We start from the raw sequence: 12627 nt of genomic DNA, 5'->3' as shown, positions 1-12627 counted from the left end.
CGGAACCATCATCCGGCTCATGCATTGTTGGTGTGACGGGCCACCCCCAAGTCCCCCCAAACCCCTCGGCCCGTCCTACTCCCAAGCCGACCGTAAGGTCGGCTTTTTCTTGGGCGTTTCCGCAGCGAGATCGGATCTTATCGATTCAGCCAAGGAGCCCGGGTAGAGCCAAATTGCCACTGAACAGTGCCGCCAGATCGGCTGCCGGACCATCGGTACCGGCGCGCAGCCGTATCGCAAACTCCGCCATTGGAACCTGCGGCAGACCAATTTCGCGCGGCGCCTCGACAATGCCGGAATGGGCAAAGCGCGCCGTGCGCAGCGTCAGCGCAACACCCGCATTCACCGCCGTGCGTAGACCGGCCAGGCTGGCGCTGCCTGCGGCGATGCGATAGCGGCGGCCGGCCGCATCGAGTGCGGCAAGTGCGGCTTCGCGAAAGCCGCAATACGGATCGAGCAATGCCAGCGGCAATTCTTCCTGGCGCGAGGCCAGCCCTTTTTGCGAACACAGCCATATCATCGGCTCGCGCAGCACGCCGACTTCGTCCGGCGTTGCCACCTGGCGCATGACGATTGCCAGATCGAGCCCGCCGGATTGCATCGCTTGCACCAGTTCGGCGGAGCGGCCGACACGCAATTCGATCCTGACGCGCGGATGGCTGACGGCGAAGGCTCGCAGCAGCTCTGGTAAACCGCTGTCGGCAAAATCCTGCGTCGTCCCGATAGCAACGCGCCCGGCAGCACGCGCGCCCTTCAAGGCCAACCATGCCTCGCGGTGAGCGGCAAGGATGCGCCTTGCATGGCCGACGAGATCCTCGCCGGCCGGCGTCAGGCCTCGGCCCCGGCCCTGCGGCGCCAGGAGCGCCTCGCCGACGATTTCCTCGAGCCGCTGCATCTGCGCTGTGACCGCCGAGGGCGAACGGCCGACGCTCGATGCCGCCTGCGCCAGCGAGCCGCTGTCGACGAAAGCGAGAAAAGTCCTGAGCAGATCGGGATCGAGCGTTTCCATACTTCGATAATATCGAACCTTCCATTAAAAACAATTCTATTTTTTTGATTCGATGATGGTGGCATGGTCCTTCCATCGGCGATCGGACGCCGCTCAAACCAGGAGAAGAAAAATGCCCATCATCAACGTCAGCGTCACCGGCAAGCCTGATGCCGCGCTGTCCGCCAGGATCGCCGGCGAAATCACCGAGATCACCGCCACGCAGCTGCGCAAGGATCCGACGATCACCGCGGTTTCCGTTTCCTACATCGATCCGCAGCACTGGTTCGCCGGCGGCAAGTCACTGGCCAAGCATGGCACCAACACGTTCTGGCTCGATATCAAGGTGGTCGACGGCACCAACACCAAGCTCGAGCTGGAGGCCTATCTGAAGGCGATTTTCGACGCCTTCGGCCGCCTGCTGGGCGGCGTGCACGAGGAAAGCTATGCGTTCGTGCATGAAGTGCCGGCCGCCGCCTATGGCTATGGCGGCAAGACGCAGGAGTTCCGCTTCATCAGCGGGCGGTTGAAGGCGGCGTAAGGAATATCGACAGGGGAAGGGACAGCGCCCCCTCTGCCCTGCCGGGCATCTCCCCATCTAGGGGGAAGGAAGAGTGCGCTGCGCCTCGACATTGACCTTGCCCTCCATTCCGCTACGCTCTGCCCCGAAGCGGTCGCAAAGAGCCGCGATGCTAAGATCGTTGGGAGAGACGCGGCATGATCCTGACACTGGCGTTGGTTGCGGGTCTTGTTCTTGCCTGGCTGCTGATCGGCGTGGTGGAGAAATTCCGCCTCGGCCTGCGTTTCACCCAGGCACTGCTCTATGTGCCGTTCAAGCTCGCCTACCGTGTCAGCGACGATCGCATCAGGATCGCCCGCAAGGCGCAGGCCCCCGTCATCTACGTCATCTCGCATCAATCGCGTTTCGAACCGGCGTTGATGCTGTCGCTGCTGCCGGACGACACGCTGCACATACTCGACGAGGTCTCGGCGCGGTCGCCATGGCTCGAACCATGGCGCGAGCTTGGCCGCACCATCGCCTTCAACGCCGAACACCTCTTCGTCAGCCGCCGGCTGGTGCGCGTTCTGAAAGGCAAGGGACGGCTCGCCGTCTATCTGCCGGACGCTGTCGAGCCCGACATCAAGACGTTTCGGCTGTTTCGCGCCGTCACCCGCATCGCCATGCAGGCCGACGCCAAGATCGTGCCGATCTTCGTCGCCGGCGCGCGCAGTCTGCCGGTGTCGCTGACGCCGGCGGACAAGGCGCCGCGGCACTGGTTTCCGCGGCTGTCGATCAGCGTGCTGGAACCGATGACGATCGCCGAACTGGCCGCGCGCAACCCGGACCAGGCCTCGAACACCAACGCGCTGTTCGACCGTGTCGCCGAGGCCCGGCTTTTCGGCGCCGACCTCGATCGTGGCGTGTTCCTGGCGATGCGCGACGCCGCTGCCTGTGTCGGCGCCTCGCACCCGATCATCGAGGACGTCATCTCCGGCACGCTGAGCTACCGCAAGATGTTCATCGGCGCTCGCGTCCTTGGCCGCCGGTTCGAGGCGGTGACGGCACCGGGCGAAGCGGTCGGCCTGCTGCTGCCCAACGCCAATGGCGTGGTGCTGTCGTTTGTCGGCCTGCTCTCTGGCGGCCGGGTGGCGGCAATGATCAACTACACCGCCGGCCCGGCCAGCGTCATCGCAGCTGTGCGCACGGCGGTGATCCGCACGGTCGTCTCCTCCCGTGCCTTCGTCGAGAAGGCCGACCTCGCCGATATCGTCGCGGCGGTCGAGAACGGCGGCGCCAAGCTGCTTTGGCTGGAGGATGTGCGGGAAGACGTCACCGCGCTCGACAAGCTTGCCGCGGCCTTGCTGTGGCGCTGTCCGCTGCAGCGGCAGGATGCAGCCAAGCCTGCGGTGATCCTGTTTACCTCGGGGTCGGAAGGCACACCGAAGGCAGTGGTGCTGTCGCACAAGAACCTGCTTGCCAACGCCATGCAGGCCGAGGCGCGCATCACCATCTCGCCCGCCGACATCCTGCTCAACGTGCTGCCGGTGTTCCATTCCTTCGGCCTGACGGGCGGCACCATCCTGCCGCTGGTCACCGGGGTAAAACTGTTCCTCTACCCCTCGCCGCTGCACTACAAGATCATCCCCGAGGTCGCGCGCAAGGTGAAACCGACCATCATGTTCGGCACCGACACGTTCCTCGCCAACTATGCGCGCACCGCCAAGGACGGCGATTTTTCCAGCCTGCGTTTCGTCGTCGCCGGCGCCGAGGCTGTGAAGCCGGAAACCCGCCGCGTCTATCGCGAACGCTTCCAAGCCGAGATCATCGAAGGTTTTGGGCTGACGGAAGCCGCACCCGTGGTTGCCGTTAACACCGCGATCCATGGCCGCGACGGCACGGTCGGCCGGCTGCTGCCGGCGATGCGCATGAAGCTGGAGCCGGTCGAAGGCATCTCCGACGCCGGCCAGTTGTGGCTCGACGGACCGAACCTGATGATGGGCTACATGACTGCCGATCGCCCCGGTGAGCTGCAGCCGCTGACCGGCTGGCACGACACCGGCGACATCGTCGCCGTCGACCGCGAAGGCTTCATCACCATTCGCGGCCGCGCCAAGCGCTTCGCCAAGATCGCCGGCGAGATGGTGTCGCTGGGTGCTGTCGAGATGCTGGTGCAGTCGCTGTGGCCGGAAGAACGCCATGCGGCGGTGGCGGTGCCGGACAAGAGGCGCGGCGAGCGCATCGTGCTGGTCACCACCGCCGACGATGCCAATCCCGACGAGTTGCGCAAATTCGGCAAGCAGGCAGGCGCCGCCGAATTGATGGTGCCGAACGACATCATCAAGGTCGAGGAAATCCCGGTGCTGGGTTCCGGCAAAACCGACTATGTGTCGACGAGAAAGCTGGCGATCGACAAGCTGGGGCTCGGTGTGGCGGCCTGAAGCAGATGCAAAGCGGAGCGCAGGGACCCAGGATGACGAATGCGGAGCGGGCTTCGAGCAACCCTACCCGATGTCCGAAGGCGGCACTTTCTCGCCCTCCTGCTTGGCGCGCTTCGAATAGGCGCGCACGCTGAACGGCAGGAAGAGCAGATAACCGGCGACCGAGGCGGTCAGCGTGTACCAGGGATAGGTCATCAGCAGCAGCACGTAGAGCACGACGCCAAGGATGATCGGCAGCACCTTGTCGCCTGGCACTCTCAAGCTCTTGCCGGAATAGACCGGCAGCCGGCTGACCAGCAGGAAGGCAACCAAGATGGTGAAACCGGTGGCGACGAAGGCAGCCGGGCGACTGGGCTCCAGCCCTGTGCGCAGGAAATAGAGATAGAGCGGCAGCATCACCAGCACGGCGCCCGCCGGCGCCGGCACGCCGACGAAATATTCGGACTGCCACACGGGGCGCTCGGCCTTCTCGTCGTCGAGCACGTTGAAGCGGGCAAGCCTGAGCCCGCAGGCGATGGCGAACAGAAGTGCTGCGATCCAGCCCGGCGATCCGGCGCGGTCGAGCAGGAAGGCATAGAGCACCAGGGCGGGCGCAACACCGAAGTTTACGATGTCGGCCAGCGAATCCATCTGCGCGCCAAACTTGGAGGTCGCCTTCAGCATCCGCGCCAGCCGGCCGTCAATGCCGTCGAGGAAGGCCGCGAGCAGCACCATCACCACTGCCGGCTCAAAACGGCCCTCAAAACCGAAACGGATGCCGGACAGGCCGGCACAGATGGCCAGCACGGTGACGAGGTTGGGCAGCACCATGCGCATCGGGATTTCGCGGATGCGCGGGCCACCGCTGGCATGGGCTTCGAACTTTTTGTATTGCGTGCCCACCGGTCAGGAAATCCGCACGAGGGGAGTGCCGGCGACACCGCCGAATTCGGCCAGCACGGTTTCGCCGCCGACGGCCGTCTGGCCGACGGCAACGCGCGGCGTGGCGGTGAGCGGCAGGAACACGTCGACGCGGGAGCCGAAGCGGATCAGGCCGAAACGCTCGCCGATGGCGATCGAGCCGCCGGCCTCGGCCCAGCAGACGATGCGGCGCGCCACCAGGCCGGCGATCTGGACGGCCGCGACCGTGCCGTTGGGGCTGTCGATGACCAGGCCGTTGCGCTCGTTCTCGGTGCTAGCCTTGTCGAGTTCCGCATTAAGGAATTTGCCCGGCCGGTGCTCGATCTTGGCTATGCGGCCGCGCACCGGGGCGCGGTTCACATGGCAGGAAAAGACGTTCATAAACACCGAGATGCGGGTCATCTCGACATTGCCGAGGCCAAGTTCGCGCGGCGGCACGGCTGGTCCGACCGCCGAGATGATACCGTCGGCGGGGCTAACCACCAGGCGGTCGTCGACCGGCGTGACGCGCTCGGGATCACGGAAGAAATAGACGCACCAGGCGGTCAGGATAAGGCCGACCCAAAACAGGATCGATGAGAAATAGCCAAGGAAAAGCGTCGCCGCGCCAAAGGCCGCGATGAAGGGATAGCCTTCGCGATGGATCGGTACGAACGCGTTCTTGACCGTATCGACAAGGCTCATCGGGCTGGGGCAGGCTCCGTTTCAAGTCCGGCCTCAATAGCCGAAAGCCCAATTCACCGCAACGCAACAATCGGCAAGGCCGCATTGGCCCCAACTGGCAGGAGCCGTCATGCGCTTGCCTGTCGGCATCGTTGCCACCAGAATTCAGGCCATCGCCGTTTCGCAGCCCAGAGAAAGACCGACTGCCCATGATCCAACACCTGAACGGGGCCAGCCTTGATTCCAGGCGATGGGCTGAAATCGGTGTGGTTCTGGTCGCCCTGCTGGCGTCGAGCGGGAGCGCCATGGCGCGAGCCAGGCCATCCTTCGACTGCGCCAAGGCCGCCAGCGCGACGGAAAAGGCCATCTGCGCCGACCCTGCCCTGGCGCAGGCCGATGCAGACGTGGCGAAAACCTACGCGGCGGTGCTGAAGACGCTCGATCCTCACGCCGGCAAGGCCTTGCGGGACGACCAAAGCGATTTCATTGCGTATCGCGACCAGATCGCCGGCTTCAACGAGAACACACCCAAGGATCGGCAGAATTTCGATCTCGGCGAATTCCTGTGCGACCGCGTGGCCTTCCTCGCCGGTATCCGCAAGCCCAAGGATACCGGTTTCATCGGCACATGGAGCAGCGTTCGCGGCACGGTCGAGATCAAGGCGGCTGGCGCTGGCAAGCTCGACGTGTCGGAAGAGGTCGCCAATCCTATCTCCGGCAGTGGTTCGTGCGAAATCGGCGGCACGGTCAAGGCACATAAGGAATTGCGGTTGGTCGATACCGACGATAACGACAGGCCGGCCGGCTTTGTTTTCACCTTCCGCCGCGATGGCGATGCGCTCGTCGTCGAGGAGAGCGGCAGGACGGCATTTCGGAACCGCCAACATGCGGCGCCAACGGCCATGCCGATGGAACGTTCTTCCTGAGCGAAAAACAGTAGGGCTGCTGTCGGGGATCCGTCCGCTCGCCCGTCCTTGGTGAGACAGCGCTTCATTCCGCCCGCAAGGGCCGATGACGCGTGCAACGGAGGCTCCCGATCATGCAGGCATCATCTGGCAACAAAGCTCGTGTCGTGACGGAAGGCCTCGCCTTCGGGGAATCGCCGCGCTGGCATGACGGACGCCTGTGGCTCTGCAACTGGGGGACCGGCGAGATCATCGCCGTCGATGCCGACGGCAGCCGCGAGATCGTGCTCACCGTGCCGGCTGTGTTGCCCTACTCCATAGACTGGCTGCCGGACGGTCGCCTGCTCGTCGTCTCAGGTCGCGAGGGGTTGCTCTTGCGCAGGGAATCGGACGGTTCACTGGTTACCCACGCGGATTTGCGAGGCCTGTCGAAAAGCCCGTGGAACGAGATCGTCGTCGACGGGCGCGGCAACATCTATGTCAATGGCGGCGGCCCGGCGCCGGCTCCCGGCCAGTATTTCGGCCCAGGTACCGTCGTGCTGGTCACGCCAGACGGCGCGGTCCGGCAAGTGGCGGAAAATATTGCTTTCGCCAACGGCATGGCGGTGACGCCGGACAACAAGACGCTGATCGTCGCCGAATCGCACGCCAACCGGCTGACCGCCTTCGACATCGCCGCGGACGGCAGCCTCGCCAACCGCCGCGTCTGGGCCGACCTCAATGGTTTTCCCGACGGCATCTGCCTCGATGCCGAAGGGGCGGCCTGGTACGCGGACGTTCCCAACAAGCACTGCGTGCGGGTGCTCGAAGGCGGTGAGGTGCTGCAGACCGTCAATGTCGATCGCGGCTGCTTTGCCTGCATGCTGGGCGGTGCGGACCTGAAAACGCTGTTCATCGCCGCCGCCGAATGGCGCGGCTTCGAGCACATGATCAGCGATGCCCGCACCGGCCAGGTGCTCAGCGTTGAAGCGCCGGCACCTGGTGTCGGCTGGCCGTAGAGGCCTTACAACCCGGGGATCCGCTGATAGTTGGCGATGTCGGCTCGCACGCCGAGCCGGGCGATCGTCTCCTGCGGATTGAAACCGGCACGCGCATGCTCGGCCGTGACGATCGGCACGACGCGGTCGACGACCGACTGGCTCTCCCATTCGACGATCGTGACCAGGTTGAATTCGCCCGGGCCAGAGAATTGCTCGAGCAGGAAATCCTGCACGAAGCCATCCTGCCGGCGCAGCACCTCATGCGTTGCCTTGACCTTGGCGAGTATCTCTTCGCGGGCGGCGGCCGGGACGACGAACTTGTCCACCCTGAACACGCTGCCGCCATCAGCACTCTGATTTATCTTGCTCATTTTCGATCATTCCGTTCTTGGATGTTGGTGTTTGCGGGCTCCAAGAACGGCCTACAATCTCAATCAAAGTTGAGGTCAAGCGGATTTTTTCGACACGTCTTCCTTCTCCCCTGGGGGAGAAGGAAAAACGCTATGACACCTCCGACGTGCGGCGGCGGACGATAACGCCAAGCTCGTCGCCCTCGCGGGCGATGCGCAGCCGCTCCTCGGCTTCGGTCGCTTCGCGCTGGCGGTCCCACATCGAGGCGTAGAGGCCGTGCTTGCGCATCAGCTCGGCATGGGTGCCGCGCTCGGCGATCCGGCCATCCTGCAGCACGATGATTTCGTCGGCGGAAATCACCGTCGACAGCCGGTGGGCGATGACGATGGTGGTGCGGCCACGGCTGACCAGGTCGAGCGCAGCCTGGATCTCCTGCTCGGTGTGGCTGTCGAGCGCCGATGTCGCTTCATCCAGCATCAGGATCGGTGGTGCTTTCAAAATGGTGCGGGCGATCGCCACGCGCTGCTTCTCGCCGCCGGAGAGTTTTAACCCGCGCTCGCCAACCATCGACTTGTAGCCATCGGGCAGCCGCTCGATGAACGGGCCGATCTGGGCGAGTTCGGCCGCCTTGCGCATGTCCTCCTCGCTGGCGCCGATGCGGCCATAGCGGATGTTGTAGGCGATGGTGTCGTTGAACAGCACCGTGTCCTGCGGCACCATGCCGATCGCCCCGCGCAGGCTCTCCTGCGTCACGTCCCTGATATCCTGACCATCGATCAGCACCTGGCCGCCCTGGACGTCGTAGAAGCGGAACAGCAGCCTGGAGATGGTCGACTTGCCGGCGCCCGATGGCCCGACGATGGCGACCGTCTTGCCGGCCGGCACCGCGAAGCTGATGCCCTTCAGGATCTTGCGGTTCGGGTCATAGGAGAAATGCACGTCGCGGAACTCGACCTTGCCTGCGCTGACGGCGAGTGGCCTGGCATCCGGCTTGTCGACGATCTCCTGCGGTACATCCAAAAGGTCGAACATCTGCTCGATATCGGTCAGCCCCTGGCGGATTTCGCGGTAGATGAAGCCGATGAAATTGAGCGGCACCGACAGCTGCATCAGCATCGCGTTGATGAAGACGAAATCGCCGACCGTCTGCGTGCCCGCCTGCACTTCGAGCGCCGACATGCACATGACGATCACGGTACCGAGACCGAAGATGATGCCCTGGCCGAAGTTCAGCCAGCCGAGTGAAGTCCAGATACGCGTCGCGGCGATCTCGTAGCGCGCCATGGAGCGGTCAAAGCGCTCCGCCTCCATGCCTTCATTGTTGAAATATTTGACCGTCTCGTAGTTGAGCAGCGAGTCGATCGCCTTGGTGTTGGCGTCAGTGTCGCTGTCGTTCATGTCGCGACGGATGCCGATGCGCCAGTCGCTCGCCCGCACCGTGAACCAGACATAGACCCAGACGGTGACCGCGACGACGACGACGTATTTCCAGCCATAGGTGTAGGCGAAGATGCCGGTGGTCAGCGCGAATTCGAGGATGGTCGGCGCCGTGTTGAGCATGATGAAACGGACAATCGTCTCGATGCCCTTGGTGCCGCGCTCGATGATGCGCGACAGGCCGCCGGTGCGCCGCTCCAAGTGAAAGCGCAGCGACAGTTCATGCATATGGACGAAGGTGCGGAAGGCGAGCTGGCGCACCGCGTACTGGCCGACGCGGGCAAACAGTGCGTCGCGCAGCTGGTTGAAACCAAGCTGCACCAGTCGCACGACGTTGTAGGCGACGACCAGCATGACGGGCGCCAGCAGAAAAGTCGGCAGCGGCGGCACGGACTTGGCGTCGCCGGCCAGCGCGTCGGTCGCCCATTTGAAGAAATAGGGACCGGCGACCAGCGTCAGCTTGGCGACAACCAAGAGAAGCGTTGCCCAGGTGACCCGTGCCCGGAGATCGGCGCGATCCGCCGGCCACATGTAAGGCCACAGATTGAGCAGCGTCTTGAAGGTCGAGGAGTCGGAGACGGTTTTTTCGGCCATTTCTGGTGCCTTCTTCTTACTTTCAGCGGCCGGAGCAGCAGGAATTGACGAGCGCGGCGACCGACGCGGAAACATCGGCAAGCGCGGCGTGGTCGACCGCATAGCGCGAGCGCTGGCGATCGGGCTCGAAGCGGACCAGCCCGGCCTCGACCAGTATCTTCAGGTGTTGTGACACGGTGGACTGCGCCAGATCGAAACGATCGACGACTTCACGGCAGCAACAGGAGTTGCTGGCTGACAGGTGCTTTATGATTTCGATGCGTGCCGGGTGGGATAACGCGGCAAGCCGCGCGGCAACGGCGCGGCTGTCCGGCGCGCAGTTGGCCGGCGCGGAGCGGCATCCGTCTGTTTCGGAGGGGGATTCGGTCATCGTCCATCGGCGATAAACGATGACCGGTTCTGCGGCAAGCTGCCCTTTTGGGCAGATTTGGCTGCTAGGCCGTTGGAATGTGAGAGCTGAACCAATCGAGCACCAGCTGGGGGTTTTTTCCGAAGTAGTTATATCCTTCGAAACGCTGGTCTGTCCCTTCGATCCAGAAGAGTTTCTTGTCCTCGGAGGAGATGGTGTCGTAAATTTCCTGCACATTGGAGGTCTTGGTCAGGAAATCATTGCGAACCTGCGCGACGAGCGTCGGAACAGTCACTGCCCTGGCATAGTCCATCGGCCAGACGTCGGCGAGATGGAAGCCGGTCCGCTTGTGGAAAGCAACGTCGAACAGATCAAGGCCATTGGCGATTTTCTGGTTCTCGACAGCAGTTTCGACGAATACAGCAGGCGTGACAGGCTGCAAGGCGATCATCGCCTTGATGTGTCTGAATTCCTCCGGATGCTTCTTCATGCCCACGATGGTGGCATTGGCTCCAAGGCAACGGCTGTAAAGGGCCGTCTTCATGTCCTTGGTATCGGGCCGGGATTTCGCGTAACGCAGCGATCCGATGACGTCGCGATACTCCAGCACGCCGTGGCCATTGATGCCGCCGCTGCCCATTCCGCTGCGGCCGTGGTTGCGCATGTCGTAGGTGATGATGTTGTAGCCCGCATCATGCAGGAGCTTGTATTCCGGCAGGAAATTCACTTCGAAGCCGCCGAAATTTTTCCACGGCTCCAGTTGCCCCGGATAGCCGTAGCGATTGCAGGGCATGGGGTGATTGAAGATGAGCAACCTGTCCGACTGGGCAGGGATGAACCAACCCTCGATCGTCACGCCATCCATCGCCGGAAAGAAGATCTCCTCGTATTCCATGCCGTATTCATTCGGCCACCTCAGGATCGGCGTGCGGGTTGAGTGTGCCATCAAATCGGCAAGGCCATTGATGAACTCTTTGGATTTGGCATCGGTCATGGTTGCACCCGTTTGCGTTTGATTGTTCGCAGCCGTCGCAACTGCGGACGAGGCTGCGATGACAGGGAGAGCGGCAAGCGCCACCCCGGCTTTCAGAAGCTGTCGGCGGTCATTCGAGAGAGCGCCGCCTTCCTGCTGAACAGAATTGTCGCGCTGGTTGCCCATGTGGGCCTCCTTGATGGTTGTTGAGAGGTCGATGTCCGCTGGGATTTGAGGCGAGGACATGCTCGGTATTGCCCGCTCTATTCGCTCGTTATGGCTGCGGAGGGACAAACCCTTCCGTGATGACAACCGTGCCTTCGGTCGCGGCGACGCGGAACTTCCTCGCGGCCGTATATTCGGGAGAATTGTAGAAGCGCTGGGCGTCGGCCAGGCTTGGAAACTCGGCTATGGCCATGACCTTTTTCGGCTGGCCCTCCACAGCGGTCGCGTTGAGGTTGAAGACGATGATCTTGCCGCCGTATTTCGGAGCAAGCGGGCCCGCCTCTTCCATGTATCTCCGGTAGCCCGCCTGATCCTTGACCGTGTAGTTGGCGATCATGTAGCCGGGCGGCTGTGTGTTCTGCGCGTAGCCTGTTGCCGCGAGAGCGATGGTGACGGCCGTGGCCGCAGCCGCGCCGATGGCGAGTTTCTTCATTGTATAATTCCTTTGGCTTTGGGGGCTAGAATGAGCCGTCTGTCGACCTGGACAGATCCTCGTAAACACTCAGTTCCTCAAGACGCCCTTCGAGGACCGGCTTGAACGCCGCAAAGGCGTCGCTGCCGGCCAGGAACTGCCTCGGCGGATTCTCCATCCCGGCAAGTTTGACGAAGACGGCGCCGAGCTTGGCGGGATCACCTTGCTGTTTGCCGTCATAGCCAGACCACATGTCTTGGGCAGTCCCTTCAGCCGCGTAGTCCTCGATCGTGCTGGCGCTGTATTTGGCGTTCTGCGCATCGAGGAGGTCCGTACGGAAGAAGCCCGGCGCGACCACCACGATCTTGATGCCGAACTGTTCGACCTCCTGCGCCACCGAGAGGGAAAGGCCTTCGACCGCGAATTTGGCAGCGCTGTAGGCGCCGCAATGCTTGAAGCCCATTATGCCGGCAAGCGAACTGATGTTGATGATCCGGCCCGAGCGTTGTTTGCGCATGATCGGAAGAACCGCGCGCATGACGTGGATGACGCCGTACAGATTGGTCGAGATCAGTCCCTCGATCTGGGCGGTGCTCAACTCCTCGAAATTGCCGAGCAGGCTGTAGCCGGCATTGTTGACCAGGACGTCGATGCGTCCAAAGACCTTCATCGCCTCATCGACCGCAGCCCTCGCCTGCGCCTCGTTGGCGACGTCCAACTGGACGCACACGAGCCTGTCGCCTGCGACATCGCTCAGCGCATTGCGGACCTTATCGAGATTGCGGGCAGTCGCGATCACCCGATCGCCTGCCTTCAGTGCCGCCCTGGCGGTGGCGGCGCCGATGCCGCTGCCGGCACCCGTGATGAACCAGACCTTGCTCATATCCAACTCCTTGTCTTCGATAGACGG

The 12627-nt window shown here is 63.1% G+C and carries 13 protein-coding genes; 4 read left to right on the top strand and 9 right to left on the bottom strand.

The features are described from left to right. Positions 1-145: 145 nt before the first annotated feature. On the bottom strand, positions 146-1009 hold the full coding sequence (locus tag AC0ZT5_RS21990) for a LysR substrate-binding domain-containing protein (RefSeq protein WP_488498151.1): 864 nt from the start codon (positions 1007-1009) through the stop codon (positions 146-148). 112 nt (positions 1010-1121) lie between these two features. On the opposite strand from AC0ZT5_RS21990, the gene AC0ZT5_RS21985 reads away from it, so the two are divergent. Both AC0ZT5_RS21985 and AC0ZT5_RS21980 read left to right on the top strand, forming a co-directional pair. Further along, positions 1122-1529, top strand: coding sequence for a tautomerase family protein (locus AC0ZT5_RS21985; protein ID WP_488498150.1), 408 nt, complete (start codon positions 1122-1124; stop codon positions 1527-1529). Between the two features lie 176 nt (positions 1530-1705). Beyond that, positions 1706-3928, top strand: a complete 2223-nt coding sequence (locus AC0ZT5_RS21980) for an AMP-binding protein (RefSeq protein ID WP_488498149.1) — start codon at positions 1706-1708, stop codon at positions 3926-3928. 63 nt (positions 3929-3991) lie between these two features. Here the strand turns inward: AC0ZT5_RS21980 and AC0ZT5_RS21975 are convergent, their stop codons facing one another. After that, positions 3992-4810, bottom strand: a complete 819-nt coding sequence (locus AC0ZT5_RS21975) for a CDP-alcohol phosphatidyltransferase family protein (protein WP_095086458.1) — start codon at positions 4808-4810, stop codon at positions 3992-3994. A 3-nt stretch (positions 4811-4813) separates the two neighbouring features. Further along, complete coding sequence (locus AC0ZT5_RS21970) at positions 4814-5512, bottom strand: phosphatidylserine decarboxylase (RefSeq protein ID WP_457151123.1); 699 nt, start codon at positions 5510-5512, stop codon at positions 4814-4816. A 188-nt stretch (positions 5513-5700) separates the two neighbouring features. Here AC0ZT5_RS21970 and AC0ZT5_RS21965 point away from each other — a divergent pair, with 188 nt between their 5' ends. Continuing rightward, positions 5701-6417 carry a lysozyme inhibitor LprI family protein gene (locus AC0ZT5_RS21965; RefSeq protein WP_488498148.1) on the top strand — a complete coding sequence of 239 codons (717 nt, stop codon included), beginning with the start codon at positions 5701-5703 and terminating at the stop codon, positions 6415-6417. A gap of 113 nt (positions 6418-6530) precedes the next feature. Next, positions 6531-7394, top strand: coding sequence for an SMP-30/gluconolactonase/LRE family protein (locus AC0ZT5_RS21960; RefSeq protein WP_488498147.1), 864 nt, complete (start codon positions 6531-6533; stop codon positions 7392-7394). Positions 7395-7399: 5 nt separating this feature from the next. Here AC0ZT5_RS21960 and AC0ZT5_RS21955 read toward each other — a convergent pair whose 3' ends face one another. The 6 genes from AC0ZT5_RS21955 to AC0ZT5_RS21930 form a co-directional block, all read right to left on the bottom strand. Beyond that, positions 7400-7747 carry an antibiotic biosynthesis monooxygenase family protein gene (locus tag AC0ZT5_RS21955; protein WP_477287310.1) on the bottom strand — a complete coding sequence of 116 codons (348 nt, stop codon included), beginning with the start codon at positions 7745-7747 and terminating at the stop codon, positions 7400-7402. Positions 7748-7877: 130 nt separating this feature from the next. Beyond that, the gene (locus tag AC0ZT5_RS21950; RefSeq protein ID WP_488498146.1) at positions 7878-9758 is read right to left on the bottom strand and encodes an ABCB family ABC transporter ATP-binding protein/permease; all 1881 of its coding nucleotides are present in this window, start codon (positions 9756-9758) and stop codon (positions 7878-7880) included. 22 nt (positions 9759-9780) lie between these two features. Beyond that, a complete protein-coding gene (locus AC0ZT5_RS21945) occupies positions 9781-10128 on the bottom strand; it encodes an ArsR/SmtB family transcription factor (RefSeq protein WP_488498145.1) in 348 nt (115 codons plus the stop codon). Positions 10129-10192: 64 nt separating this feature from the next. After that, positions 10193-11266, bottom strand: a complete 1074-nt coding sequence (locus AC0ZT5_RS21940) for an alpha/beta hydrolase family protein (protein WP_488498144.1) — start codon at positions 11264-11266, stop codon at positions 10193-10195. An 88-nt stretch (positions 11267-11354) separates the two neighbouring features. Continuing rightward, complete coding sequence (locus AC0ZT5_RS21935; RefSeq protein WP_488498143.1) at positions 11355-11738, bottom strand: DUF1330 domain-containing protein; 384 nt, start codon at positions 11736-11738, stop codon at positions 11355-11357. 25 nt (positions 11739-11763) lie between these two features. Continuing rightward, positions 11764-12600 (bottom strand): SDR family oxidoreductase, encoded by an 837-nt coding sequence (locus AC0ZT5_RS21930; RefSeq protein ID WP_488498142.1) that lies wholly within the window; start codon positions 12598-12600, stop codon positions 11764-11766. Positions 12601-12627: the final 27 nt, after the last annotated feature.

The organism is Mesorhizobium sp. CNPSo 4670 (assembly GCF_057784235.1).
Note: the sequence above shows the minus strand (reverse complement) of the source record. Positions and strands in the feature narration are given on the sequence as shown.

What these genes read in the sequence shown, in the direction of transcription:
- AC0ZT5_RS21990 (WP_488498151.1), bottom strand. Translation starts at nt 1,009, where the DNA reads ATGGAAACGCTCGATCCCGATCTGCTCAGGACTTTTCTCGCTTTCGTC.
- AC0ZT5_RS21985 (WP_488498150.1), top strand. Translation starts at nt 1,122, where the DNA reads ATGCCCATCATCAACGTCAGCGTCACCGGCAAGCCTGATGCCGCGCTG.
- AC0ZT5_RS21980 (WP_488498149.1), top strand. Translation starts at nt 1,706, where the DNA reads ATGATCCTGACACTGGCGTTGGTTGCGGGTCTTGTTCTTGCCTGGCTG.
- AC0ZT5_RS21970 (WP_457151123.1), bottom strand. Translation starts at nt 5,512, where the DNA reads ATGAGCCTTGTCGATACGGTCAAGAACGCGTTCGTACCGATCCATCGC.
- AC0ZT5_RS21965 (WP_488498148.1), top strand. Translation starts at nt 5,701, where the DNA reads ATGATCCAACACCTGAACGGGGCCAGCCTTGATTCCAGGCGATGGGCT.
- AC0ZT5_RS21960 (WP_488498147.1), top strand. Translation starts at nt 6,531, where the DNA reads ATGCAGGCATCATCTGGCAACAAAGCTCGTGTCGTGACGGAAGGCCTC.
- AC0ZT5_RS21955 (WP_477287310.1), bottom strand. Translation starts at nt 7,747, where the DNA reads ATGAGCAAGATAAATCAGAGTGCTGATGGCGGCAGCGTGTTCAGGGTG.
- AC0ZT5_RS21950 (WP_488498146.1), bottom strand. Translation starts at nt 9,758, where the DNA reads ATGGCCGAAAAAACCGTCTCCGACTCCTCGACCTTCAAGACGCTGCTC.
- AC0ZT5_RS21945 (WP_488498145.1), bottom strand. Translation starts at nt 10,128, where the DNA reads ATGACCGAATCCCCCTCCGAAACAGACGGATGCCGCTCCGCGCCGGCC.
- AC0ZT5_RS21940 (WP_488498144.1), bottom strand. Translation starts at nt 11,266, where the DNA reads ATGGGCAACCAGCGCGACAATTCTGTTCAGCAGGAAGGCGGCGCTCTC.
- AC0ZT5_RS21935 (WP_488498143.1), bottom strand. Translation starts at nt 11,738, where the DNA reads ATGAAGAAACTCGCCATCGGCGCGGCTGCGGCCACGGCCGTCACCATC.
- AC0ZT5_RS21930 (WP_488498142.1), bottom strand. Translation starts at nt 12,600, where the DNA reads ATGAGCAAGGTCTGGTTCATCACGGGTGCCGGCAGCGGCATCGGCGCC.